The organism is Polynucleobacter sp. UK-FUSCHL-C3 (assembly GCF_040409815.1).
Lineage (GTDB): Bacteria > Pseudomonadota > Gammaproteobacteria > Burkholderiales > Burkholderiaceae > Polynucleobacter.
Map to the genome: position 1 here is coordinate 963,402 of NZ_CP099959.1, position 26,059 is coordinate 989,460.

At 48.8% G+C, this 26,059-nt stretch carries 20 protein-coding genes and 2 tRNA genes; 3 read left to right on the forward strand and 19 right to left on the reverse strand.

The genetic code is table 11. The features are described 5' to 3' along the window. Positions 1 to 10: 10 nt before the first annotated feature. From NKE59_RS04825 to NKE59_RS04835, 3 genes are read right to left on the reverse strand one after another with little or no spacing between them, the layout of a single operon-like run. Complete coding sequence (locus NKE59_RS04825; protein ID WP_353437832.1) at positions 11 to 787, reverse strand: spermidine synthase; 777 nt, start codon at positions 785 to 787, stop codon at positions 11 to 13. Next, positions 788 to 4,771 (reverse strand): phosphoribosylformylglycinamidine synthase, encoded by a 3,984-nt coding sequence (gene purL, locus NKE59_RS04830; protein WP_353437833.1) that lies wholly within the window; start codon positions 4,769 to 4,771, stop codon positions 788 to 790. Positions 4,772 to 4,810: 39 nt separating this feature from the next. Then, positions 4,811 to 5,491, reverse strand: a complete 681-nt coding sequence (locus tag NKE59_RS04835; RefSeq protein ID WP_353439916.1) for an ABC transporter ATP-binding protein — start codon at positions 5,489 to 5,491, stop codon at positions 4,811 to 4,813. A gap of 10 nt (positions 5,492 to 5,501) precedes the next feature. Between NKE59_RS04835 and NKE59_RS04840 the strand changes: the two genes are divergently transcribed. Then, positions 5,502 to 6,164: an arylesterase gene (locus NKE59_RS04840; RefSeq protein ID WP_353437834.1), complete on the forward strand. Its 663-nt coding sequence runs from the start codon at positions 5,502 to 5,504 to the stop codon at positions 6,162 to 6,164. 3 nt (positions 6,165 to 6,167) lie between these two features. Here the strand turns inward: NKE59_RS04840 and NKE59_RS04845 are convergent, their stop codons facing one another. From NKE59_RS04845 to ispD, 11 genes are all read right to left on the reverse strand, one after another. Further along, positions 6,168 to 6,440 (reverse strand): type II toxin-antitoxin system RelE/ParE family toxin, encoded by a 273-nt coding sequence (locus tag NKE59_RS04845; protein ID WP_353437835.1) that lies wholly within the window; start codon positions 6,438 to 6,440, stop codon positions 6,168 to 6,170. Then, on the reverse strand, positions 6,437 to 6,655 hold the full coding sequence (locus tag NKE59_RS04850; RefSeq protein WP_353437836.1) for a hypothetical protein: 219 nt from the start codon (positions 6,653 to 6,655) through the stop codon (positions 6,437 to 6,439). The genes NKE59_RS04845 and NKE59_RS04850 overlap by 4 nt, the downstream gene beginning before the upstream one ends. Before the next feature lie 79 nt (positions 6,656 to 6,734). After that, positions 6,735 to 8,195 carry a SurA N-terminal domain-containing protein gene (locus NKE59_RS04855; RefSeq protein ID WP_353437837.1) on the reverse strand — a complete coding sequence of 487 codons (1,461 nt, stop codon included), beginning with the start codon at positions 8,193 to 8,195 and terminating at the stop codon, positions 6,735 to 6,737. Positions 8,196 to 8,208: 13 nt separating this feature from the next. Beyond that, positions 8,209 to 8,284, reverse strand: a tRNA-Val gene (locus tag NKE59_RS04860). A 27-nt stretch (positions 8,285 to 8,311) separates the two neighbouring features. Next, positions 8,312 to 10,744, reverse strand: coding sequence for an endopeptidase La (gene lon, locus NKE59_RS04865; protein WP_353437838.1), 2,433 nt, complete (start codon positions 10,742 to 10,744; stop codon positions 8,312 to 8,314). Between the two features lie 165 nt (positions 10,745 to 10,909). Next, on the reverse strand, positions 10,910 to 12,286 hold the full coding sequence (gene clpX / locus NKE59_RS04870; protein ID WP_353437839.1) for an ATP-dependent Clp protease ATP-binding subunit ClpX: 1,377 nt from the start codon (positions 12,284 to 12,286) through the stop codon (positions 10,910 to 10,912). A 20-nt stretch (positions 12,287 to 12,306) separates the two neighbouring features. Beyond that, positions 12,307 to 12,939, reverse strand: a complete 633-nt coding sequence (gene clpP, locus NKE59_RS04875; protein ID WP_353437840.1) for an ATP-dependent Clp endopeptidase proteolytic subunit ClpP — start codon at positions 12,937 to 12,939, stop codon at positions 12,307 to 12,309. 52 nt (positions 12,940 to 12,991) lie between these two features. Continuing rightward, a complete protein-coding gene (gene tig, locus NKE59_RS04880) occupies positions 12,992 to 14,323 on the reverse strand; it encodes a trigger factor (protein WP_353437841.1) in 1,332 nt (443 codons plus the stop codon). Positions 14,324 to 14,371: 48 nt separating this feature from the next. Continuing rightward, a tRNA-Leu gene (locus tag NKE59_RS04885) sits at positions 14,372 to 14,458 on the reverse strand. 56 nt (positions 14,459 to 14,514) lie between these two features. Further along, positions 14,515 to 15,018 (reverse strand): 2-C-methyl-D-erythritol 2,4-cyclodiphosphate synthase, encoded by a 504-nt coding sequence (ispF, locus tag NKE59_RS04890; RefSeq protein WP_353437842.1) that lies wholly within the window; start codon positions 15,016 to 15,018, stop codon positions 14,515 to 14,517. A gap of 9 nt (positions 15,019 to 15,027) precedes the next feature. Continuing rightward, positions 15,028 to 15,771, reverse strand: coding sequence for a 2-C-methyl-D-erythritol 4-phosphate cytidylyltransferase (gene ispD, locus NKE59_RS04895; RefSeq protein ID WP_353437843.1), 744 nt, complete (start codon positions 15,769 to 15,771; stop codon positions 15,028 to 15,030). Between the two features lie 46 nt (positions 15,772 to 15,817). Here ispD and mfd point away from each other — a divergent pair, with 46 nt between their 5' ends. Together mfd and serB are read left to right on the forward strand one after the other, a co-directional pair. Beyond that, positions 15,818 to 19,441: a transcription-repair coupling factor gene (mfd, locus tag NKE59_RS04900; protein ID WP_353437844.1), complete on the forward strand. Its 3,624-nt coding sequence runs from the start codon at positions 15,818 to 15,820 to the stop codon at positions 19,439 to 19,441. 7 nt (positions 19,442 to 19,448) lie between these two features. Further along, positions 19,449 to 20,321: a phosphoserine phosphatase SerB gene (serB, locus tag NKE59_RS04905; protein ID WP_353437845.1), complete on the forward strand. Its 873-nt coding sequence runs from the start codon at positions 19,449 to 19,451 to the stop codon at positions 20,319 to 20,321. A 30-nt stretch (positions 20,322 to 20,351) separates the two neighbouring features. On the opposite strand, the gene NKE59_RS04910 is transcribed toward serB, so the two are convergent. The 5 genes from NKE59_RS04910 to phaC all read right to left on the reverse strand — a co-directional run bounded on the left by NKE59_RS04910 (position 20,352) and on the right by phaC (position 26,028). Then, a complete protein-coding gene (locus NKE59_RS04910; RefSeq protein ID WP_353439917.1) occupies positions 20,352 to 21,536 on the reverse strand; it encodes an acetyl-CoA C-acyltransferase family protein in 1,185 nt (394 codons plus the stop codon). A 70-nt stretch (positions 21,537 to 21,606) separates the two neighbouring features. After that, positions 21,607 to 22,965: a 30S ribosomal protein S12 methylthiotransferase RimO gene (gene rimO, locus NKE59_RS04915; RefSeq protein ID WP_353437846.1), complete on the reverse strand. Its 1,359-nt coding sequence runs from the start codon at positions 22,963 to 22,965 to the stop codon at positions 21,607 to 21,609. A gap of 65 nt (positions 22,966 to 23,030) precedes the next feature. After that, positions 23,031 to 23,591 (reverse strand): polyhydroxyalkanoate synthesis repressor PhaR, encoded by a 561-nt coding sequence (phaR, locus tag NKE59_RS04920; protein ID WP_353437847.1) that lies wholly within the window; start codon positions 23,589 to 23,591, stop codon positions 23,031 to 23,033. A gap of 42 nt (positions 23,592 to 23,633) precedes the next feature. Continuing rightward, a complete protein-coding gene (locus NKE59_RS04925; protein ID WP_353437848.1) occupies positions 23,634 to 24,374 on the reverse strand; it encodes a 3-ketoacyl-ACP reductase in 741 nt (246 codons plus the stop codon). A gap of 37 nt (positions 24,375 to 24,411) precedes the next feature. Then, positions 24,412 to 26,028, reverse strand: coding sequence for a class I poly(R)-hydroxyalkanoic acid synthase (phaC, locus tag NKE59_RS04930; protein WP_353437849.1), 1,617 nt, complete (start codon positions 26,026 to 26,028; stop codon positions 24,412 to 24,414). Between the last annotated feature and the right edge of the window lie 31 nt (positions 26,029 to 26,059).

Here is a 26,059-nt window from a genome sequence, read left to right on the forward strand (position 1 = left end):
TGTATCTTCATTAAATTTGTAAGCACTCTTCCTGGCGAGCATTAACTGACCGTAAGCCTTTTGCCCAGCACTTAGTCGGTAGGCCAGTCTGATCATGGATTATTTTGGCGCGTTGCTCAATATTCTTCCAATTAGCATTGATCATAGGGCCCTTAAAGGCGATGGCTACTGCATTGCAATCGTGTGATTCCGGGAATATCAGCACCCTGCCCTGAAAGGCTTTGCACATATTATTGAGGTTGATATCAAAACTTTTGTGCTGTGAGAACAAATTAACGGTCATCACCCCAGTGGCCTTTAGGGTATTAAAACAGGCCTTATAAAACTCGAGCGAGCTTAGTACAGGCCCTTTGGCATCAGCATCATACAAATCTACTTGCAAGACATCGAACTGCTGGTGATGGCGTTTATTCTTCACAAAACTCAGGGCATCGTCTTGCACTACCTTTAACTGGTCATGATCATGAGGCAGATCAAACATGGTTCTGGCTGCAATGATGACCGCTGGGTTCAGCTCTACTGCGGTATTGATTACGCCTGGGCAATACTCAAGGGCGAACTTGGCTAAGGAGCCAGTACCTAGGCCTAATTGCGCAATTTGCATCTTGGGCTTACTCTGTAAAAAGAGTAACCAGGCCATCATCTGTTGCGAGTACTCGAGATAGATCTCGCTCGGATCCCGAATACGCATGGCTCCTTGTATCCATGGTGTTCCTAAATGCAAATACCGAATCCCGCCGGACTCTGAGAACGTGACCGGCTCAGCGGGTAAACGTGTTTGTGCCACTTAGTTCACCCAAACGCGGGCGTTGCGGAACATGCGTAACCATGGGCTGGCACCATCCTTGGTTTGGTTCCATTCTTTGGGATACCAACTCATTTGCACATTCCTAAAAACGCGCTCTGGATGCGGCATCATCACTGTGAACCGGCCATCGGCTGTGGTGACGCTAGTTAATCCCTGCGGTGAGCCGTTCGGATTTAATGGATAACGCTCAGTGGCATTGCCCTGATGATCAATAAAGCGCATGGCGGCTAATTGATTATGTTCAATCTCACGTGCGTTACCTTGGTGTTTGAAGTTTGCGTAGCCTTCACCATGTGCGACCGCTATGGGTAAATGGCTACCGCTCATTCCATTAAAGAACATGGATGGTGACTGAAGTATCTCTACCATCACAAGCCGTGCTTCGTATTGCTCGGATTGATTGCGCGTGAACTTAGGCCATGCCTTAGCACCTGGTATTAGGCTCGCTAGATTACTCATCATCTGGCAGCCGTTACAAACACCCAAGGCAAAACTATCGTTACGTTGGAAGAAGCTTGCAAATTGCTCGCTGAGTTGTGGGTTAAACAGAATGGTCTTGGCCCAGCCCTCACCGGCCCCGAGCACATCGCCATAGCTAAATCCACCGCAGGCTACTAAGCCCTGATAGTCCTCAAGTTTGGCTTGACCAGAAAGTAGATCGCTCATATGAACATCATGACTAGCAAAGCCAGCGAGATCCATCGCGTAGGCCATCTCAAGATGGGAATTAACACCCTGCTCTCGCAAGATAGCCATCTTGGGTCGTGTGCCCTTGTTAATAAATGGTGCACTGGGGTTCTCATTAGGATCAAAACGCAGGATGGGGCTCATCCCAGGATCACTTACATCCTCTACGCTTTGATACTCGCTATCTACACAGTTGGGGTTATCACGCAAGCGAGCGATCTGATAACTGGTGTTCTGCCAGAGTTTTTGAAGATGCACTCTGCTTTCGGTGTAAACGCACTTGGCATCACGCCAGATCTCTAAGGCATCGCTTTGATTAGGTTTGCCAATCACATGACTAAAGGCGCTAATGCCACATTCACGTAAGACTGCAAATACTGCATCGCGCTGCGATCGTTCAATTTGGATGACCGCACCTAGCTCTTCACTGAACAACGCGCGGATGGTTTGCTCGTGACGACGACCGCTGACCTGAGAAGCCCAGTTCTTGGCATCACCATAATCTGGTTCGGTCTGTGGATCAATACACAAGAGGTCAACGTTTAGAGAGATACCGCAATGGCTTGCAAAGGCCATCTCAGCGATACAGGCTAATAAGCCACCATCAGAGCGATCGTGGTAGGCCAAGATAGCATTGCGCTCACGCAAGGCAATGATGGCATTCGTAAAGGCTTTGAGATCACTTGCGTGATCGACATTCGGTGCGTGTGTATCCGTTTGCTCAAATACCTGGGTCACAATACTGCCAGCCATCCGATTTTGATTACGTCCTAGATCAATCAGGATTAGTTCGGTATCGGTCTGGGGTTGCAGTTGTGGTGTGAGGGTCTTGCGTACATCACGCACAGGAGCAAATGCCGAGATGATGAGTGATACGGGCGAAACCACTTGCTTTGCTTGATTGTGATCCTGCCAACTCGTAGCCATCGATAAAGAATCTTTCCCTACGGGGATCGAGATACCCAGCTCTGGGCAGAGCTCTATCCCTACTGCTTTAACAGACTCATAGAGTTTGGCGTCTTCGCCGGGTTGACCACAAGCTGCCATCCAATTAGCCGATAACTTAATGTCTTCGATGCTAGTAATATCAGCAGCCAGAATATTAGTAATCGCCTCACCCACTGCCATCTTGGCTGCTGCTGGTGCATTAAAGAGTGCAACGGGAGTACGCTCACCCATGCTCATGGCTTCACCCAGATACCCAGAGTAATCCATGGTGGTCACCGCACAATCTGCAACAGGTACTTGCCATGGACCCACAAAGGGGTCGCGTGAGTTAAGACCACCCACCGTACGATCGCCGATGGTAATCAGAAATGATTTACTGGCAACAGTAGGTTGTTGCAAAACCAACTCGATTGCTTCTTTGAGTTCGATTGCATTGCAATTAAATGGGGAGAGCTGTTCTTGTGTGGTGTGAACATCCCGATGCATTTTGGGGGGTTTGCCCAAGAGTACTTCCATCGGCATATCAATGGGGTACTGTTGATCTGGATTTTTGGTTTGCTGTTGATCGTGCAATTGCAGTTGACGGTTTTGAGTGGTGTGTCCGACGACCGCATACGGACAGCGCTCGCGCTCACACATCTTGGCAAAACGATCTAGGTCTTTCGGATGAATCGCGATCACATAGCGCTCTTGCGACTCGTTGCACCAGATCTCTGCAGGGCTCATGCCACTCTCTTCGAGAGGAATAGCGCGTAGCTCAAATTGTGCACCCAGTTTTGCACTATCGGCTAGCTCTGGAAATGCATTGGATAAGCCTCCTGCCCCTACATCATGGATCGAGACGATGGGATTATGTTCTCCTAGTGCACGGCATTGATTAATCACCTCTTGCGCACGACGCTCAATCTCTGGATTACCACGTTGTACAGAATCAAAATCCAGGTCTGCGGTATTAGCTCCGGTCGACATCGAGCTGGCGGTACCACCACCCATGCCAATGCGCATTCCGGGGCCGCCTAACTGAATTAAGAGATCACCATCTTCGATGGGATGCTTATGCGTATGAATAGACTCAATCGCACCAATACCACCGGCGATCATGATGGGCTTGTGATAACCACGTCGTTGTCCGCCAATGGTTTGCTCAAACACTCGGAAGTAACCACCCAAGTTTGGTCTTCCAAACTCATTATTAAATGCCGCTCCACCAATTGGTCCATCGATCATGATCTGTAATGGGGTCGCAATACGCTCAGGCTTGCCATAAGGACTTTTCTCCCAGGGGAGGTTCGTGCCAGGAATATGTAAGTTCGATACGGAAAATCCGGTGAGGCCTGCTTTGGGTTTACCGCCAATCCCCGTTGCACCTTCATCTCGGATCTCACCACCCGATCCGGTCGCTGCCCCCTGAAACGGTGCAATCGCAGTGGGATGGTTATGGGTCTCCACCTTCATTAAGGTGTGTACTAATGCACGCTTAGTTTGATAGTGTCCCGCAGGGCCTACTGAGCTCCACACATCCGCATCACAGCCTTCCATGATGGCGGAGTTATCCGAGTAAGCGACGATGGTTCCCTTCGGTTGCAAGCGATCGGTATTACGGATCATGGCAAACAGTGAATGCTCTTGCTTCTTACCGTCGATGGTCCAACTGGCATTAAAGATTTTATGGCGGCAGTGCTCGCTATTAGCTTGTGCAAACATGATGAGCTCAACGTCGCTTGGGTTGCGCTCTAGGCGCTTGAAGTTTTCTTCTAAATAGCCAATCTCATCAGCAGAGAGTGCCAAGCCTAAGGATTGATTAGCGTGCTCGAGCGCAGCTTTACCCTGCCCCATGACATCAATGCGTGTGAATGGTCGATTGGGTAATGATTGGTATAGAGCTTGTACATCGTTCTCGGCAGTAACGATGACTTCGGTCATCCGATCAAATAATGCTGTCTCCAAGATCTGCTCTTGTGAGGCGTTCAGATTTATGTTGGCGTTCCATTGGTAACGCACACCGCGCTCAATCCGTAAGACCTCTAAACCGCATTGACGAGCAATGTCGGTGGCCTTACTGGCCCAAGGGGAGACCGTCCCAAATCGAGGAATCACGATTGCGGATTGGTTTGCCTTGCTTCCTGCAAAGGGCTCACCGTAATGCAATAAAGCTTCTAGGATGGCGACTTGGCTGGCTGAGAGCTCTTGATCTGACCAGACAAAATGCAGGTACTGTGCAGTGATGCTACTAAGCTCAATTCCTTGAGTTGAAAGGTGGCTTAAGAGCCGTTGTTGACGGAAGACAGAAAGGGCATCGGCCCCGGGCAGACAACGGAAAAATGACATTCCGTGATTATAAGAGTGCCGTGGGTTCTGCTTCCTGGATTAGACCAAACGCCCACCCTGAAGGGTGAGCTGGCGGCTACAGCGTTTAGCCAGTTGTGGGTCGTGGGTCACCAAGATCAGGGTGGAGCCGTTCTCACGATTGAGTTGAAACAAGAGCTCAATCACACGTGCTCCACTTGCCTCGTCTAAGCTTCCGGTGGGCTCATCCGCAAACAAGATATTGGGCTCACTCACAAAGGCGCGAGCCAGGGCAACACGTTGCTGCTCTCCACCCGATAGAGTTTTAGGGTAATGCGAGAGACGCTCACTAAGACCAACTTTAGCTAAGCAGGCTGCGGCGGCAATACGCGACTTTGCAAGTGGATCACCCCGAATCTCTAAAGGAAGCATCACGTTCTCCAGAGCATTGAGATGCGGCACAAGCTGGAAGGACTGAAACACGAAGCCGACGTATTGACCCCGTAATCGGGCACGGCCATCTTCATCAAGCTTGCTTAGATCCTCTTGCATCAGGTGCACAGTGCCACTACTTGGGAGATCTAAGCCGGCCAGGATGCCTAAGAGTGTGCTTTTACCAGAACCGGACGCACCCACAATGGCGATGGACTCTCCTGCTGTGATCGAGAAATCAATCTCCTGCAAGATTGCGAGGGGTCCATCACTGGTCTGGACTGTTTTACCCACATGACTAGCCTGCAAGACTGGGGTAGATTCATGCACAATACTCAATGTGAAACCTTTGTTTAAACAATTTGTCGTTGGATTGGCCTCCATCTTACTCGTGACCAGTTCACCTTTGCTGGCACAGAGCATTAAAGCCCCACAGTCTGGTCCACAACTCTTGGTATTGGGCGATAGTCTTTCTGCTGAATATGGTCTACCCCGTGGGGCTGGCTGGGTAACCTTGTTGGGTAATCAGTTACGCAAAGAAGGTAGCTCGTGGCAGATCACAAACGCTAGTATTAGTGGTGAAACCACAGCCGGTGGCTTAAGTCGTTTGCCGGATCTTTTAAAGCGGGTTAAACCTCGCCTAGTAATTATTGAGCTGGGGGCTAATGACGCCCTTCGCGGTCTATCCTTGACGGCAAGTCAGAAGAACCTCAAAGAGATGATTGTGATGAGCAAGAAAAGCGGCGCCGAGGTTCTCTTACTGGGTATGCAGATCCCTCCTAACTACGGACAGGAATACACCAAGCAATTTGTACGTTTATTTGTGAGTCTGGCTCAATCCGAACAAGTAGCTCTTCTGCCCTTCTTCCTTGAAGGAGTAGCTACTAGACCAGAACTCTTTCAAGCCGATCGGATTCATCCAAATGAGCAAGCGCAGCCCATTATGTTTGGCAATGTATGGAAGGCGATGGAACCTTTTAGAGCCCTACTCCAATCTAATTAATTACTAGCGTTTTAAGTCTCGATAAAAATTTTCGTGACTGCCATAACCTATAAGTACCAAATGCTTTTCATCAAGGCTTAGAACATAGGCTAGCAGCATGGACTGTCGATTAAAGTTGTATTTATAAACACGAGTTCCTGCTAAATCACCCGTTTTCAAGAAACCAATCTTAGGTTGGGCAATGATTAAATGTAATGATGCGTCTAAAGCTTTTTTTTCGGACTTATCTAATTTTTTAATAACGCGTTGAAGTCTTGCAGATATCGAGACAATCATCCAAATGTATATTCCGAATATTTACCTGCTTTCACTTCTTCAATACCGATTAAGATATCCTGAATCATAGAAAAAGGAAGGTCAGGATTTTCTTCAACAATCTTTCCTATCCTTGCCCAATATTCGATTTGTTTGGGGACTGACCTATGCATAGCGTCAGCATAGGGTTTTGCATCTTTAATAAAAACAGAAGATAGCTTAATTGCTGTTGCCATGACTTACCCAAGTAATAATATCAATGGTTACTATTATATATACAAAGGTTGCTTATTGCAACTTTTTGAAAGCTATCGACTAATTAGATATTCCGCTAGCTGGCTTGAGCGGATTGATCACCTTCACGTTTGCCAGAATACGCATGTGATTAAGGAAGGCTGCAAACTCAGCTTGGGCTGCTAATGCTTCAATCTGTTGTGCTTGCGCTGCGCGTACTTTGGCATCGCTGGCAGGTGGTTGACGCACTTGGTCAACGCGATAGAGGGTGATGCCGCCATCGGAGTTCGTGGAGGAGACCACCGCTGGTAACTTAGCAGGATCAACTGCCATGATGGCATCGAGTTGTGGTGCCAAGAGATCAGTCGGCTTATTACGTGACACCCAGACTGCTTTAGCAAAGCCATTGGTGTCATTGGGGTTCTTTTGCAAAGCCTCAAAGCGTGTGCCCGCTGCTTCAGCCGCAATCTTTTGAGCAGCCTTGATGCTGAACTGCCGTTTTACTTCTGCGCTCACATCTTTAAAGGGTAAGACCTTCGCTGGATAGAAGTTATTTACCCGTGCAGATACAAAGATACCGGGCGCTATTTGTACTGCCTCGATATTACGTTTGTTCTTTAGAGCCTCTTCATTAAAAAGAGCTTGTACTACTCTGCGATCGTTCATGGGGTGATCTTTGCCTAGGCTGGCTTGACCGCTGCGCCCCACTCCCTTTGCACTTTGAATACTAAGCTTTAACTTATCTGCTGCAGGTTTAAGACTATCGGCTTGATCGTAAGTGATGTTGGCAAACTGATCGGCCTTCTCATTAAAAGCCTTAGCATCCTCTTTAGGGTCTGCCTTTAGAACCAGAAACTCAACATCGATGCTCTCAGGAGCTTCAAATAATTTGGTATTGGCTTGGTAATACTCTTGTAACTGAGCATCGGTGGGCGATACCTTGCTTACATAGTCGGATGCAGTAAAGCGTAATGCTTGTACTTGGCGCTCGGTCTCATACATGGTCGAGATAATGTCGCTCAGCTTTTTATTGGGTAACTCGGTACGTGCTACTGAAGTAACCAACTGTTGCACCATGATGTCAAAACGTTGAGAGTTCTCAAACTGATCAACGCTCATACCAACGTTAGCAAGCAACTGTCGATACTTTGTTGCATCAAATGTGCCGTCAGGTTTATAGAGCGCTTTAATCTCTGGAATTTGTGCCAAGGTCTGGCTGAGAAATGCATTGCTCACATTGAGCTTGAGATCATTCACTGCAAATGCTAAGAGACGTTGTTGGAGAAGCTCATCAAGGACCGCTTGCCGAAATGGCAGGCTTTGTGCAATTTGGCTGTTTCCCCCAAAGCGCTCTGCTTGACGCTTGGCATTGTTGTCTACCTCAAGGGAGGTAATTGCTTTGCCATTGACCTTAATGAGGTCAGTATCTTTGTCAAAGAAGTCGGAGTAGCTCGAGATCCCAAAAAACGCAAACGAGGGAACAATGAATAAAAGCAGAATGATCTGCAGTATTTTTTGGTGTTTGCGGACGGAATCGAGCATGGATTAAAAGGAATGGTGGGTGCTAACGGGATCGAACCGCTGACATTCTGCGTGTAAGGCAGACGCTCTACCAGCTGAGCTAAGCACCCCAAAAAACGATCAGTCGAGATTGTAACTTAATGTTTAATAACATCCCCGGTTGCGGTACTTGCGGTCTGTTTGGCTGCCTCGGCTGCCTTCTTGGCCAGCTCTTCTGGGCTAGGGTCTGGCAGGGCCTCGGGCTTGCGCTCTAGCGCTAACTCTAAGACCTTGTCGATCCAGCGAACAGGTACGATCTCGATCGCGTTCTTCACATTATCCGGAATATCGATCAAATCCTTAACGTTTTCTTCAGGGATTAAGACCAATTTGATACCACCGCGATGAGCTGCAAGTAATTTCTCTTTGAGGCCACCAATTGGCAATACTTCGCCACGCAAGGTGATCTCGCCGGTCATGGCAATATCTGCTCGAACTGGGATACCAGTAAAGACGGAGACCAGTGCGGTAGTAATTGCAATACCTGCAGAAGGTCCGTCTTTCGGTGTGGCGCCTTCTGGAAAGTGAATGTGGATATCTTTTTTCTCGAAGGCTTCATCGGTAATACCAAGACCTTTGGCACGCGAGCGCACCACTGTACGAGCAGCTTCGACAGATTCCTTCATCACATCACCAATCGATCCCGTGCGGGTGATGGTGCCTTTGCCTGGCATCAGAGCGGCTTCAATGGTAAGCAGATCACCGCCTACCTCGGTCCATGCAAGGCCAGTAACCTGACCCACCTGGTTCTCTTTGGTAGCCATTCCGAAGTCAAACATGCGCACAGAGAGGAACTTCTCGAGGTTATCAGCATCCACCTTCACCGGAGCGCTTTCTTTCTTCAATAAGAGCATCTTCACGGTCTTGCGGCAGATCTTACTAATCTCGCGCTCTAAGGCACGCACGCCCGCTTCACGGGTGTAGTAACGAATAATGTTCCGAATCGCACTCTCTTCAATACTGAGTTCATTAGTTTTAAGACCATTGTTTTTGATCTGCTTAGGAATGAGATAGTTAACAGCGATGCTGAGCTTCTCATCTTCGGTGTAACCAGCCAAACGGATTACTTCCATCCGATCGAGTAATGGTCCCGGGATATTGAGTGAGTTTGCTGTTGCTACGAACATCACATCCGATAGATCAAAGTCTACTTCGACATAGTGATCTTGGAAGGTATGGTTTTGTTCAGGGTCTAAGACCTCAAGTAAGGCGCTAGCGGGATCGCCCCGGAAGTCCATACCCATCTTATCGACCTCGTCGAGCAGAAACAATGGATTACGTACGCCTACCTTCGTCAGACTCGTTAAGATCTTGCCTGGCATCGACCCAATATAGGTACGGCGATGACCACGGATCTCCGACTCATCGCGCACTCCACCTAAGGCCATACGCACAAACTTACGGTTGGTGGCTCGTGCCACGGATTGTCCTAAGGAGGTTTTACCAACTCCAGGCGGCCCAACGAGACAAAGGATCGGCGCCTTCACACGATCAACCCGTTGTTGCACAGCGAGATACTCCAAGATCCGCTCTTTAACCTTATCAAGCCCGTAGTGATCTTCGTTCAGAACTTTCTCAGCATTGGTCAGATCATTATTGATCTTGCTCTTCTTGCGCCATGGTAAGTTCACCAAGGTATCAATGAAGTTACGGATGACGGTGGCTTCTGCCGACATGGGCGACATCAGCTTGAGTTTTTTAAGTTCAGACTCTGCTTTCTTGAGAGCCTCTTTAGGCATGCGCGCAGCTTTTATGCGTTTCTCGAGCTCTTCAAGATCAGCGCCTTCTTCACCCTCACCTAATTCTTTCTGAATTGCCTTGACCTGTTCGTTCAGGTAATACTCGCGCTGACTCTTTTCCATCTGACGCTTCACGCGACCACGGATACGTTTTTCAACCTGGAGAATATCGATTTCACTTTCGAGATCGGTCAGAAGACTTTCTAAGCGAGAGATGACCCCGTTCATCTCTAAGAGGCGTTGCTTTTGCTCAAGCTTCACAGGCAAGTGAGCGCAGATCGTATCAGCAAGACGGCTAGGATCATCAATGCCTGCTAGTGAGGCTAGGATCTCTTGCGGGATCTTCTTGTTGAGTTTGACGTATTGATCAAACTGCGCCATGATCGCGCGGCGCAGTGCCTCGGTCTCATGGGCGTCAACCACTTCGATCTCTTTGGGAGTTGCTTCGCAACTAAAGTAGCCCAAGCTATCTTCAATTTGGCTTACTTCAGCGCGTTGTGATCCCTCGACCAATACTTTGACTGTGCCATCGGGGAGCTTCAGCATCTGCAAGATGCTAGCGATACAACCCACTTCGTAGAGATCTTCTACCGAGGGCTCATCTTTAGCAGCTGCTTTTTGTGCGACCAAGAGGACGCTCTTGCCGGTCTCCATAGCAGCCTCAAGAGCTTTAATGGATTTAGGGCGACCCACAAACAATGGGATCACCATATGAGGAAACACCACCACGTCCCTTAAGGGCAACAAAGGTAACTGGATGGGTTCAGAAGGAAGTAATAATTGTCCTGGCATTGCGCTGGTCTCCAGTTAGTTCTGTAATAAGCATACTACCTATATGGGGTGGTCTACCCCAAACTCAATACCAATGGTACTAAAAAGGTGAAAATCACCCAAAAATGGGGGTAAATCTACAAAAAATGGATCAAAAATGGCTGTTTTATACAAAACGAGAGTAGTTTAAGCCTTCTTGGAAAGACTTGGCTCTGACCCTGCCGAATCTGCAGAGCTTTGTTTATAGACCATTAAAGGCTTGGCGCCGGTCTCTAGGGTACTTTCGTCAATCACGACCTTCTGGACGTTTTTCATGGAAGGTAACTCGTACATCACGTCCATCAAAGCGCCTTCCAGAATCGAGCGTAGACCGCGGGCACCCGTTTTACGAGCAATCGCTTTCTTGGCAATCGCAGAGAGTGCCTCAGGACGAACTTCTAACTCCACTCCTTCCATGCCCAAGAGCGCTTGGTATTGCTTGACCAATGCATTTTTGGGTTCGGTCAGAATCGCAACCAAGGCGGTCTCATCAAGCTCAGCAAGGGTAGCTACAACGGGTAGGCGACCGATTAACTCTGGGATCAGACCAAACTTAATCAGATCTTCGGGCTCAACCTCGGCAATTAGTTGGCCAATACCACGGCCATCTTTGGCTGCTACCTCGGCACTAAAGCCAATACCGGTCTTTTGGGTGCGCTGCTGAATAACTTTCTCGAGTCCGTCAAATGCCCCACCGCAGATGAACAAGATATTGGTGGTGTCCACTTGTAAGAAATCTTGATTAGGGTGTTTGCGTCCCCCTTGCGGTGGCACCGAGGCCATCGTGCCCTCAACGAGTTTGAGTAATGCCTGTTGAACGCCCTCACCCGATACGTCACGGGTAATCGATGGGTTATCTGATTTACGGGAGATCTTATCAATCTCATCGATGTAAACGATCCCGCGTTGGGCTTTCTCAATGTTGTAGTCGCAGTTTTGTAAAAGCTTCTGGATGATGTTCTCCACATCCTCGCCCACATACCCAGCCTCGGTTAAGGTGGTGGCATCGGCCATCACAAAGGGCACATCCAACATGCGCGCTAAGGTCTGAGCTAATAAGGTCTTGCCTGAACCCGTTGGGCCAATTAATAAGATATTGCTCTTGGCTAATTCAACGCCATCGACGAGTGGTTTGTTGTTACCCGCTTTTGCATTTGGACCCGATTTGGCAGTCTTACTGGCATCCTGTTTATCTTCCTCGACCTGTTTCACTTTAGGCGCCGGCAGATGCATGAGACGTTTGTAATGGTTATAGACCGCCACTGCTAAGGTCTTCTTGGCAAGGTCTTGTCCGATCACATATTGATCGAGATTAAGACGAATATCTTGAGGGGATGGCAGTGCATCACGCTTACTTGCTAAGGGTTCTTTAGCAATCTCTTCCTGAATAATGTCGGTGCAAAGGTCAATGCACTCATCGCAGATAAAAACTGATGGTCCAGCAATGAGTTTTTTGACCTCGTGCTGACTTTTACCACAGAAGGAACAATAGAGTGTTTTATCGCTTGATAGGATTTCGCTCATTGTGTCCTTTCTTAGAGCGCTTAACTACCGCGCTTCTCAATCACCTTATCAACCAAGCCATAGTCTTTGGCTTGCTCGGCTGACATAAAGTTATCACGATCGGTATCTTTGGCGATGGTCTCAATGGTTTGGCCAGTTCGATCTGACAAAATTTTGTTGAGACGTTCGCGCAAGTACAAGATCTCCCGCGCTTGTATCTCGATATCCGATGCTTGACCACGAGCTCCGCCTAAGGGTTGATGAATCATGACTCGAGCATTGGGTAATGCATGACGCTTGCCCTTCTCACCCGCAGCGAGTAAGAACGCGCCCATACTGGCGGCCATACCCATGCACAAGGTGCTGACATGGGGCTTTATAAATTGCATGGTGTCGTAGATCGCAAGCCCAGCAGATACTGAACCACCGGGAGAATTAATGTAGAGCGAGATCTCTTTATCGGGGTTCTCACTTTCCAAGAAGAGCAATTGAGCGATCACTAAATTAGCTGTTTGGTCGTTGACCTCGCCCACCAAAAAGACCACACGCTCTTTTAATAAGCGGGAGTAAATATCGTAGGCACGCTCACCTCGTCCTGAGGTCTCGACCACCATGGGGACCAAACCCAGGGCTTGGGTATCTAGTGCGCTCATTGGCTCGTATATCGGACTCATGTGCTCTGCTAACTTTCTGATTGGTGCAACAATTATTAGTAATAGGTCTAGATTAACTCATTTTGCTGAGATCTTCGAAAGTGACCGCTTTATCGGTGACCTTCGCCAAGCTACAAATATGCTTCACCACGTTCTCTTCCAAGACAACGGCCTCAACCTCTTTCAGGCGGCTAGGATCGCTGTAGTACCAACGCATGACCTCTTTAGGGTCCTCATAGGTCGCTGCGGTCTCTTCAATTGAGGCCTTAATTTGCTCGGGGGTTGCGGTCAGATTTTGTTGCTTTACAAGATCCGAGAGGATCAATCCCAAACGGACTCGCTTATTAGCTTGCTCGGCAAACATCTCGGGAGGAATGGGGGCATCTTTGGCATTGGGGATGCCACGCTGAATGAGATCATTACGTGCCGCCTCCATCAAACGCTCTTGCTCACCAGTAATTAGCGACTTAGGAACATCCAAGGGGCATTGCTTGACCAACTCATCCATCACTTGGTTTTTAAGGAGCGCTTCGGTGCGACGTTTTACTTCGCGATCCATATTGGTCTTGATCTCGCTACGCATCTTCTCGACGCCGCCCTCGGTGATACCGAGCGACTTCGCAAACTCTTCGTCCACAGGCGGCATATGAGGCCAAGCGACATCCTTCATGGTCACGGTGAACTCGGCGGTCTTGCCAGCCACTTCAGCACCATGGTAATCATCCGGGAACTTCATTGGGAAGGTTTTGCTTTCACCCTTTTTAAGGCCCAATGTGGCAGCCTCAAACTCAGGCAACATTTGTCCTGCGCCAATTACAAACTGGAAATCGTCTGCTTTGCCTCCAGCAAACTCAACGCCATCAATTTTGCCAACAAAGTCGATAGTGACTTGATCATCTTTTTGAGCGCTCGTATCACTGCCGCCATCACCGTGGTCGCCAGCCTCACCACGAGAGTGGTAATGCACGCGTTGCTTACGTAAGACATCTAGAGCACGATCAATCTCAGGGTCATTCACTTCAGTTGTGTAACGGGTGAGCTCCGAGGCGCTGAAGTCACCGATCTTGACCTCGGGGAGCACTTCAAAGAATGCATCAAACACAATCTCATCGGCATCGATCTCACTCTTGGGCTCAAGGCGAGGTTGACTGGCTAACTTAAGACCTTCTTGTTTGCTGAGCTCATAAAAGAGTTGCGTGGCTTTGTCGTATTGCACTTCAAAATCTACTTGCATTCCATATTGCTGCTCCACCATTTTCTTGGGGACCTTGCCTGGACGAAATCCCGGCATCTTCATGGATTTACTAATTTTGGTTAAACGGGCTTCACGTGCCTGATTAATATCTGCACGATTAAATTGCAGAGTCATTTTGCGGTCTAAGCTACCTAAGTTTTCGATTTGCACTACAGCCTCTTTAGTCAAGGTTATTTGTGAACACTAAGCCGAGCCTTGTGGTGCGAGGAGGGGGACTCGAACCCCCACACCATTTCTGGCGTCAGGACCTAAACCTGGTGCGTCTACCAATTTCGCCATCCTCGCTATATCCCAAGCGCTGCAGACACTACCCAGCCAAGAATTCACATAAAAGGTAGATTCTACAATGCCTTACAGAGTAGAGCTACGGCGTGTACGGCAATTCCCTCGCCTCGGCCTAGATGACCTAGGGATTCGTTGGTTTTGGCTTTGAGGTTGATATGGCTTGGGGTGACATGTAGGTCACTCGCAATATGACGAATCATCTCCGGTAAATGACTGGCGAGCTTCGGCTTTTGGCAGATCACAGTAGCGTCCACATTACCCACTTGGTAGCCCGCAGCCTGAACCTTTTGTAAGGCGGCGCGCAGCAACACCCTGCTGTCCATATCCTTAAAGCGCTCATCATCGTCGGGGAACATTTGTCCAATATCGTTTAGTCCCGCGGCACCTAATAATGCATCAGTGATGGCATGTAAAAGCGCATCGGCATCTGAGTGGCCTAACAAACCTTTCTCATAGGGAATATGCACCCCTCCCAGTATTAATCGACGCCCTGGCACTAAGGCATGAATGTCGTAGCCTTGGCCAATCCGAAACGGAATACTGTGCGCTGTTTGTGTCATGGGTCTATTCTAGTGTGGTGTTCGCAGAACCAGCTCCATCAACTCCCAATCGGCTGGATGCGTTACCTTGAAATTGCGAGTTGCACCTTCTACCAAGAGTGGTTGTCCGCCGGCTCTCTCAATCGCACTAGCCTCATCGGTGATGTTGGCTCCTGCTGCAATGGCTTCGTACAAGGCATCGTGTAAGACCTTGAGTGGGAACATCTGGGGTGTTTGCGCCTGCCATAGGCGTGAACGATCAATCGTACCCTTGGCACGCATCGCGTCCTCGGTGGTCTCTTTCATGGTATCGGCTACAGGGATTGCTAATAAGCCGCCATCAAGATCCCGTTTGGAATCCGCCTGGTCTTTGACCAGCGTAATCAGTCGCTCAATCAAGGCCGGTGTAATACCAGGACGTGCGGCATCATGAACCAAGATCCAGTCCTGTGCATGCACTCCGGCTTTTTGCATTGCAGCCAAGGTGTTTAATACAGTCTGTTGGCGTGTAGGGCCACCGGTCTGCAAGAACTCAAAGCGCTTTACGGGTTTTGGGTAGCATGCTTTAAGGTCAACGCTCAGTTGATCAGAGTCAGGACTCATCCCAATCCAGACCGAATCGATCTCAGGGCACTCAAAGAAGGCATCTAAGACATAGAGCAGCATGGGCTTTCCTGCCAGATGCCTAAATTGCTTAGGCTGGTCTCCGCCCAAGCGAGCCCCCATTCCAGCAGAGGGTAATAAGGCATGACAGCGTCTTTGGGGATTGCTCATGTGCGTTTCATCTTCAAATACATACCTGATTCTATAATGGTCCTAGATGTCGGATGCTGTCAATCCAGCGGCAGCGCCAAGGCCTGCTGCTTTACTAACACCCCCTATCCCGGTGCTTCGGGCTGGGCAGCGCTTTACCTTCAAACAGCTCGTAGGATCCTCTGATGCAGCCCTGATTGCTCAAACCGCCTTAGCGCATCGCAATCATTACAGCCAAATGGTGGTTCTCTGTGCGAGTGCACTCGATGCCCAGCGGCTTTTGGAAGAGATCCCCACTTTTGCTCCGCAACTTCGTATCCGTTTACTACCCGATTGGGAGATCCTGCCTTACGATCACTTCTCACCCCATCAAGATTTAATTTCAGAACGCCTAGCTACCCTCTATGAGATGCAAAACGGGAGTTGCGATCTCATATTGTTACCCGTGACCACGGCCTTACAACGCTTAGCACCCCCTGCTTTTTTATCTGCCCACACATTTTTCTTTAAACAGGGTGAGCACCTCAATGAAGAGGCATTACGTTTGCAATTACAGCAAGCAGGATACGACCCAGTGAGCGCGGTCATGCGCCCCGGTGAATACAGTATCCGTGGTGGCTTGATTGATTTATTTCCGATGGGATCGTCTTTGCCCTATCGCTTGGATTTATTTGGTGATGAGATCGAGCAGATCCGTGCCTTTGACCCCGATACACAACGCAGTCTTTATCCGGTCAAAGAGATTCGTTTGCTGCCTGGTCATGAGTTTCCCTTCGATGAAGGATCGCGAACCGCATTTCGGGGACGCTGGCGTGAGTATTTTGAGGGTGATCCGACTCGTTGCTCGATTTATAAAGATGTGAGCTCGGGCATTCCGACGGCAGGCATTGAGTCTTATTTGCCCCTCTTCTTTGATGAGACCGCCACAATCTTTGACTACTTCATGCGAAGCGAGAGCGCTGCCAGTGATTCAGTATGTTTGGTCTATGTGGGTGATATTGAGTCTAGCATTACACAGTTTTGGAAAGATACGGAGCAACGCTATTCCTTTCTGAAGCACGACCCCGAGCGTCCGGTCATGAATCCCAGCGATTTATTTCTGGGGCTAGATCAATTTTTTATCCATGCCAAGAGCCATCCGCGCATTGTCTTACAAATAGGTCCCCAGGAAGGTGCTGAGAAAGATCTTGATGAGAGCCTCATCTTCTCTTCTCTACCTGACGTCTCTGTTCATCGTCGTGATGCAGACCCCCTCAAGCTAATTCGGCAGTTGCTATCGCAAAATATTTGGCGTGTGATTATTTGTGCCGAAAGTGCTGGCCGCAGTGAGTCCATTCGGCAGCTCATGGAAGAAAGTAATTTAGGCGAGAGTTCTGATAGTGCCTCCCTCTTTCCATTGCATCCTTCATCCGCTGATAGTGTTGCAGAGTTTTTAAAAGGATCTGAGCGTTTTTCTCTTTGTATCTCACCACTCTTTAATGGTTTTACTTGGCATGCCCATGGCGTTCTCATCGTTACAGAATCCGAACTCTTTACCCAAACCGCACGGCAGCGTCGGGGCAAAGAAACCAGTAACACCGACCCCGATATGCTCTTTAAAGATCTGTCGGAACTTAAGGTCGGCGATCCGGTAGTTCATGTAGAACATGGCATTGGTCGTTACCAAGGCTTGGTCTTACTCAATATGGCTACTTCTAAAGAGGCTCCGGCCTTTGAGGAGTTCTTACATCTCGTGTATGCACAAGGTGCAACCTTGTATGTTCCCGTGCAGCAACTGCATCAAGTTACTCGCTATGCAGGCGCTGATCCAGACTCAGCACCGCTGCATCAACTGGGTTCGGGGCAATGGGATAAGGCAAAGCGCAAGGCTGCCCAACAAATACGTGATACCGCTGCTGAGTTACTTAATCTCTATGCAGCGCGCGCAGTTCGTAAAGGTCATGCCTTTGAGTTCTCGGCGCATCATTACGCCGCCTTTGCAGAGAGCTTTGGGTTTGAAGAAACGCCAGACCAAGCCAATGCGATTGCTGCCGTCATTGGTGATATAACCAGTGGCAATCCCATGGATCGATTGGTGTGCGGTGATGTTGGTTTTGGGAAGACCGAGGTAGCTCTCAGAGCCAGCTTTGTAGCAGTGATAGGTGGGAAGCAAGTAGCCATCTTAGCGCCTACCACCCTACTCGCCGAGCAACACGCTGCCACCTGGAAAGACCGCTTTGCGGCTTGGCCCGTGCGGATTGTGGAACTCTCACGCTTTAAGACCACCAAAGAGATTAATGCAGCACTGGCTTCAATCGCCTCTGGAGAGGCTGATATTGTGATTGGTACACATAAGCTCTTATCGAAAGAAACAAAGTTTGAGCGCTTGGGTTTGGTAATCGTCGATGAAGAGCATCGCTTTGGGGTGCGTCAGAAAGATGCCCTCAAGGCCATGCGTGCTGAGGTCGATATCTTGACCCTAACCGCCACACCAATCCCAAGAACATTGGGGATGGCACTCGAGGGCTTGCGTGAGTTCTCAGTGATTGCGACTGCGCCTCAGAAACGATTAGCGATTAAGACTTTTGTACGGCGTGAAGGCGATGGCGTGATCCGTGAGGCGGTCCTGCGAGAGATTAAACGGGGTGGTCAGGTGTACTTCTTACACAATGAGGTCGAGACCATCCAGAATCGCAAGCAGGCTTTACAAACTTTACTACCCGAGGCGCGCATTGCAGTAGCGCATGGGCAAATGAATGAGCGTGAACTGGAATCGGTCATGCGTGATTTTGTGACTCAGCGCAGTAATTTATTGTTGTGCACCACCATTATTGAAACTGGTATCGATGTACCGACTGCCAACACCATCATCATGCATCGCGCTGACAAGTTTGGTTTAGCGCAGTTACATCAATTGCGCGGTCGTGTTGGTCGTTCGCATCATCAAGCCTATGCCTACCTCTTGGTACCCGATCCTGAGGCGCTCAGTAAGCAAGCGCACTTACGTTTGGATGCGATTCAGGCAATGGAAGAATTGGGCTCTGGTTTTTATCTGGCCATGCATGATCTCGAGATCCGAGGAGCCGGTGAGGTCTTGGGCGATAAGCAATCGGGTGATATTCATGAAATTGGCTTTCAGTTGTATACCGAGATGCTTAACCGTGCTGTTAAATCGTTGCGCAGTGGCAAAGAGCCCGATCTACTATCACCGATGCAAGCAACAACCGATGTGAGCTTAGGTGCTCCCGCCTTATTACCCGCCGATTACTGTCCGGATGTTCACGAACGTCTCTCGCTTTATAAGCGCTTCGCTAGTTGCGAAGACTTTACAGACTTGAGTTTCTTGCGAGAGGAGTTGATTGATCGCTTTGGTAACTTACCCGATGCGGCTAAAGCCTTTTATGAAACCCACCGCTTGCGTTTAGAGATGAGTTTATTGGGTATCAAGAAAATTGATGCGAGTACTTCAGCCATTCAGCTGCAGTTTATACCTCAGCCACCACTCGATCCGGTCAAGATTATTCGGATTGTGCAATCCAATCCTGCCATCCATCTAAACGGTCAAGATCGGATTAAGTACCTGCCTCCCAAGGACGCTTCTTTTGAGAAACTAGAGCAGCGCATTGAAGGTATTCGGCAGCTCATGAAATTACTCAGTAGCGCTTTGGTCGCTAGTGCTCAAGCCTTGCCTACACCGGCACTTTCTGCATAATGCAATCATGGCAAAGTCTTCCCCCCATCCTTTTCCAGTAGTCCAAGTTTTAGCCCCAGGGCTTGTTTCGTCAGAGGTCTTGATCGGTCTTGAGAAAGCCTTGGTGAAGTTAGAAATTGCTTACACAAAAGTAGAGCAGCGTTTTTTACTTGGTAGAGAGCTTGAGTTATTTGAGCGTAATGGCCTGCGGCAGTTTTGTGCAGTACGTTCTCATGACCTCGCAATCTTGCCAGCTCAGTTCTCGGCCGATGCTTTACAGGTATTGGCAATGGATATGGACTCTACCCTGATTAATATCGAGTGCATTGATGAGATCGCTGACTTTGCAGGTAAGAAAGCTGCGGTTGCTGAGATCACCGCTGCCACCATGCGTGGGGAGATTGTTAATTTCTCTGAGAGTCTCTCTAAACGCGTTGCCCTCCTAGCAGGTGTTCCCCATACCGCTCTGCATTCGGTCTATGAGCAACGTTTGCAACTCAACCCCGGTGCTGAGTTATTGATTGCGGGGGCACATGAACGTCATATGCACACCCTCTTGGTATCCGGCGGATTTACCTTCTTTACGGGTCGTATGCAAGAACGCTTACATCTGAGTGAGACCCATTCGAACGAACTCGAGATCGTCGATGGAATACTCACCGGTCGAGTCTTGGGTGAGATTGTGGATGGAACAGCCAAGAATCACTACGTTATCTCTGCTTGCACTACCCTCGGTCTCACCAAAAAAAATGCACTGGTGATGGGCGATGGCGCCAATGATTTGTTGATGATGGCTGATGCTGGCTTGAGTGTTGCCTACCGTGCAAAGCAAGTGGTCAAAGAAAAAGCCGACATTGCACTTGACTTTGTCGGCTTAGATGCAGTCTTGCAACTGCTATAGCAAATTAGATTCTTGTGGTTTGATCTTCTTTTAGATCCTTTCAAAGATCGCAGCAATCCCCTGTCCGCCACCAATACACATGGTGACCAGGCAATACTTACCGTTCGTGCGATGCAACTCATGAATCGCTTTGGTGGCAATCGCTGCGCCAGTGCAACCTACGGGGTGACCGAGCGCTACTGCGCCACCGTTCACATTGGTCTTGGCAGGATCTAATCCCAAACCTTTTGTAACGGCAATTGCTTGAGCAGCAAACGCTTCATTGGACTCGATCACATCCATCTTATCGAGTGTTAAACCAGCGCGTTGTAATGCAATCTTGGTTGCCGGGATGGGACCTTCACCCATGATGTGATTAGGTACGCCAGCTACCGCATAGGAGACCAAGCGTGCAATCGGTTTTTGACCAGCCTTGGCAGCCACATCAGCAGCTGCTAGCACCATAAATGCCGCACCATCGTTCACACCCGATGCATTACCAGCCGTTACGGTACCTCCCTCTTTCTTAAACGCTGGCTTCATCTTTGCCAGGGTCTCCATGGTGGTATCGGGCTTGCAATGCTCATCCGTATCAAACACCACATCACCTTTGCGGGTCTTGATGGTAATCGGTACGATCTGTGATTTAAAACGACCTTCTTTAATAGCAAGCGCAGCACGACGATGTGACTCGACTGCAAACGCATCTTGCTCTTCACGCGTAATCTTCCACTTTTCTGCTAAGTTCTCTGCGGTGATACCCATATGGCCCACCCCAAATGGGTCTGTGAGAACCGAGACCATCAGATCGATCATCTTGGTATCGCCCATCCGCGCACCATTACGCATTGCGGTTGCACCATACATAGCGCGAGACATCACTTCAACACCGCCACCAACACCATAGTCATAGTCATTGAGCATGATGCCTTGGGCAGTGGTCACAATAGCTTGCAAACCAGAGCTGCATAAACGATTAACTGCCATCGCAACCGAGTCCATCGGCAGTCCTGCTTGAATAGAGGCTACTCGGGCAACATAGGCATAGCGGTTATCGGTAGGCATCGTATTACCAACCGTTACATAGTTAATCTTGGCAGGGTCTGCACCAGATCGGGCAACCGCTTCTTTCATGACCGTACCAGCGAGTTCGCAGGGCTCAACACTGCTTAAGCTGCCACCGTATCCACCAATCGCAGAACGGGCCGCACTTAACACTACAACGTCTCTACTCATCATCATTCCTCTCATTTACATTAGCCGTTGACCAGCCATATTAGCTTAATAGCTAGTTTTCTAACATTATCTACACTTCCACAATCAGATCGTGTCCTTGCGTTTGGATTACGGTCGCTTTAATAAAGTCTCCTACCCGATAACGCTTAGAGGGCTTACTGGGGGGTAGTATGCGTACTAATCCGTCGATCTCAGGGGCATCTCCGGCGCTACGGCCAATACCACCCTGATCATCCAGACGGTCCACCAAGACCCGAATCCGTTGGTCTACTAAGCGCTTAATCCGCTTGGTCGAGACCGTCTCGGCTACCTCCATAAAGCGGGCTTGGCGTTCTTCCCGTATTGCTTGCGGAACCGGATGATCGAGCTCATTGGCAGCAGCCCCCTCAACCGGCGAGTAGGCAAAGCAGCCTGCTCGATCAATGTTCGCCTCCTGCATAAAGTCTAGGAGGTACTGAAACTCCTCTTCGGTCTCGCCAGGAAAGCCAGCAATAAATGTACTGCGGATCACGAGGTCTGGACATACGGCGCGCCACTGCTCAATACGGTCTAGGTTCTTCTCGCCACTCGCAGGACGCTTCATGCGTTTAAGTACATCAGGATGTGCATGTTGCATGGGAATATCGAGATAGGGCAATAAGCCATAACCATGCTCTTTAAACTCCGCCATGATCGGCACAATCTGATCGACGTGTGGATAGGGATATACATAATGCAGGCGTACCCAGGCTTGATACTCTTTAGCCAATTGATTAAGGGCTAGAGCTAGATCGTACAAGCGGGTCTTCACGGGTTTGCCATCCCAGAAACCAGTTCGATACTGAATATCAACTCCGTAAGCGCTGGTGTCTTGCGAGACCACGAGTAACTCTTTTACGCCTGCCTCAAAAAGTTGTTTGGCTTCTTTAAGAACATCACCAATCGGTCGTGATACTAGATCGCCACGCATACTGGGAATAATGCAGAAGCTGCACCGATGATTACAACCTTCTGAGATTTTGAGATAGGCGTAATGCTTGGGAGTAAGCTTAACTCCAGCAGGTGGCACTAGATCGAGAAATGGATCATGCGGCTTTGGTAAATGCGCATGGACTGCTTGTATTACCTCTGCAGTGGCATGGGGTCCGGTCACAGCTAAGACTTTAGGATGGATACTTTTGACAAGATCGCTCCCATCGGGATTTTTTTTGGCACCCAGGCATCCGGTCACAATTACCTTACCGTTTTCAGCTAATGCCTCACCAATGGCTGAGAGGCTCTCTTCCACAGCAGAGTCGATAAAGCCGCAGGTGTTCACAATCACGAGGTCTGCACCAGCGTATTCTTTGGCGGTCTCATAACCCTCGGCGCTGAGTTGGGTCAAGATCAACTCAGAATCCACTAAGGCTTTTGGGCAACCTAATGACACAAATCCAACTTTTGCAACCACGCCAAATGCCCTATCTATTTATGAAAAAGAAATAATACCCATGCGCGGGTGCGCTGGGTTTTGTTCTAAGAATCCTTGTCGGAGTTCTGTGTTTTTGAATTAAACGGAAATCCAGTAAATAAAGTGTTTGATCCTTGCATTTGCTCTTGCATTTTTAGAAAGAGATCTTTGCTCTGATCCATATAGCTCGACATCAAATTTTGCATAAAGGGGTTTTGCAAGTTCATCATTTGGGTCCAGGCTTCGGTACCACCACCGCTCATCGTTTTACTTTGATCGTTTAATTTCTGGTGCATATCCATAAAGGATTGCATCGTACGCTCAAGATGATTACCCATCAGACCTTGCATCGAGTGGCCATAAAAACGAATCACTTGCTGCAACATCTGGGTCGAGAACACTGGCACTCCACAGGCCTCTTCTTCCAAAATGATTTGCAAGAGGATGCTGTGGGTTAGGTCTTCATCGGTTTTAGCATCGACTACCTTGAAGGCCTCCGCCGCCATGACCAACTCTTTAATATCAGACAAGGTGACATAGGCACTCGTCTGGGTGTCATAAAGACGCCGGTTCGGATACTTCTTAATTAACCGTTCTTCGCCAGCCTTCTTGGTACGTGATGACATGGTTTCCCTTGCTATATGGTGCAATGCAGAATTTACCCTAGTTTAGCCTGTATGGATACCACCATTGAGGGAGAAGTCTGCGCCGGTAGAGAATGCGCCATCATCCGAGGCAATCCAGGCACAGATTGAGGCAATCTCATCTGGGGTTCCAAGACGCTTGACTGGAATGGTGCCAATGATCTTCTCAAGCACATCTTCCCGAATCGCTTTGACCATATCGGTTGCAATATAGCCTGGGGAGACTGTATTAACGGTTACACCTTTGCTAGCTACCTCTTGCGCTAGGGCCATCGTGAACCCATGCAAACCCGCCTTCGCAGTGGAATAGTTGGTTTGTCCAAACTGGCCTTTTTGACCATTCACGGAGGAGATATTAATGATGCGGCCCCAGCCGTTATCAATCATGCCGTCGATCACCTGTTTGGTGACATTAAAGAGTGAGTTCAGATTGGTATCAATCACCGCCTTCCAATCCTCGGGGGTCATCTTACGGAATACGCTGTCACGGGTAATGCCGGCATTGTTGACCAGCACATCAACACGGCCCACTTCAGCCTTGACCTTTTCAAAGGCGGCTTTGGTGCTCTCCCAATCGGATACATTACCTTCCGATGCAATGAACTCATAACCGAGTGCCTTTTGTTCGCCGATCCAGCGATCCTTGCGCGGTGAGTTTGGACCGCAACCTGCAATCACCTTAAATCCACCCTTTGATAAACGCTGACAGATTGAGGTTCCGATACCACCCATACCGCCAGTCACATATGCAATTCGTTGAGCCATGATTTACTCCTTGTTATTGGTGTGATCGATCAACCACTTAAACCTTTTGCGCCTTCTCTTTGACGTAGGTGCCAGGCGCGGCAACTAATTTTTTATACTTCCCACCACCGTATTGGCTGGGGGCGACTACTTTCTTACCACCGTACTCGGCCAACCACTCGGTGTAATCGGGCCACCAACTTCCTGCAACCTCCTTGGCACCTTTTAACCATTGCTCTGTTTTTTTGGGTAACTGAGAATTGGTCCAGTAATGACGCTTCTTTTTATGGGGCGGATTAATCACACCGGCGATATGACCAGAAGCGCCCATCACAAAACGAATAGGCCCTTTCAGAATTTGCGTGCTTTGATAAGCAGAGTGCCAAGGCACGATGTGATCCTCGCGCGATGCAAATACATATGCTGGGCAATTAATCTTAGTAAGGTCAACCGACTCACCACAGACCTTCAGTACCCCAGGCTTAGCTAGATCATTTTGCAAGTAGGTGTGACGCAAATACCAACAATACATCGGGCCTGGTAAGTTCGTGGAATCACCGTTCCAGTAGAGTAGATCAAATGGTGGCGGTGAGTTACCCTTCAAATAGTTGTCCACTACGTAGTTCCAGACCAGTTCATTGGGTCGCAAGAAAGAAAAGGTATTACCCAACTCCAACCCAGAGAGAAGTCCGTAGCGCCCCTCTGCTCCACCAATAGTTTTCTCACGCAGCTTAACCAAAGACTCATCGATGAAAACATCGAGGATCCCTGTATCAGTGAAGTCTAGTAAGGTAGTGAGTAAGGTAAGACTAGCGATCGCTTCTTGCTTGCGTGCCGCTAAGACCGCTAGCGAGGAGCTGACTAAGGTACCGCCAACACAAAATCCCAAGATATTGATCTTGTCTTGCTGACTAATTTCTTGGGTCACCCGAATCGCTTCTAAGACCCCCTGACCAACATAATCATCCCAAGTGATTTGATTCATGCTGGCGTCGGCATTTTTCCAGGAGACCATGAACACCGTATGCCCTTGGCTCACCATATAGCGCACCACCGAGTTATCGGGTTGCAGATCCAGAATGTAATATTTATTAATACACGGCGGCACCATTAAAAATGGGCGCTCATAGACCTGATCGGTCAGCGGTTTGTATTGAATGAGTTCAAAGAGTTTGTTCCGAAACACCACAGCACCTTCGGTTTGTGCCAAGTTCTGACCAACCTCAAAGCCACTCTCATCGGTCTGACTAACCTTACCTTTACCCAAATCGCCTAATAAATTAACGATTCCCTTTTGCAGAGACTGCCCCTGCGTTTGCAAGATGGTCTCTAAGGCCTCAGGATTGGTGGCAAAGAAATTGGCGGGCGATAAGGCATCAATCATTTGCTGGGTCGTAAACTCAATGCGCTGCAAGGTCTTGGGGTCGGTTTCTACCGCATTCACGAGTTCATTGAGATAACGTGAGTTGAGTAAATAGGTGGAGACCAATGCTTTACTCCACGGGTTTTGCCAAGCCTGCCCTTGAAAGCGCCGATCTTTAATCTCGAGAGCATCAGGATCCTTGCCCAACTTACCCAAATCCTCGAGGTATTTTTTTTGGATCTCTGAAAGTTTTACAGGTGGAATCATCGCCATGTATTGCGGTGCTAGTGTTGGTGAATTTCCCAAGTTCATAATCGGTGCAATCTTTAAGCAATATGTAAAA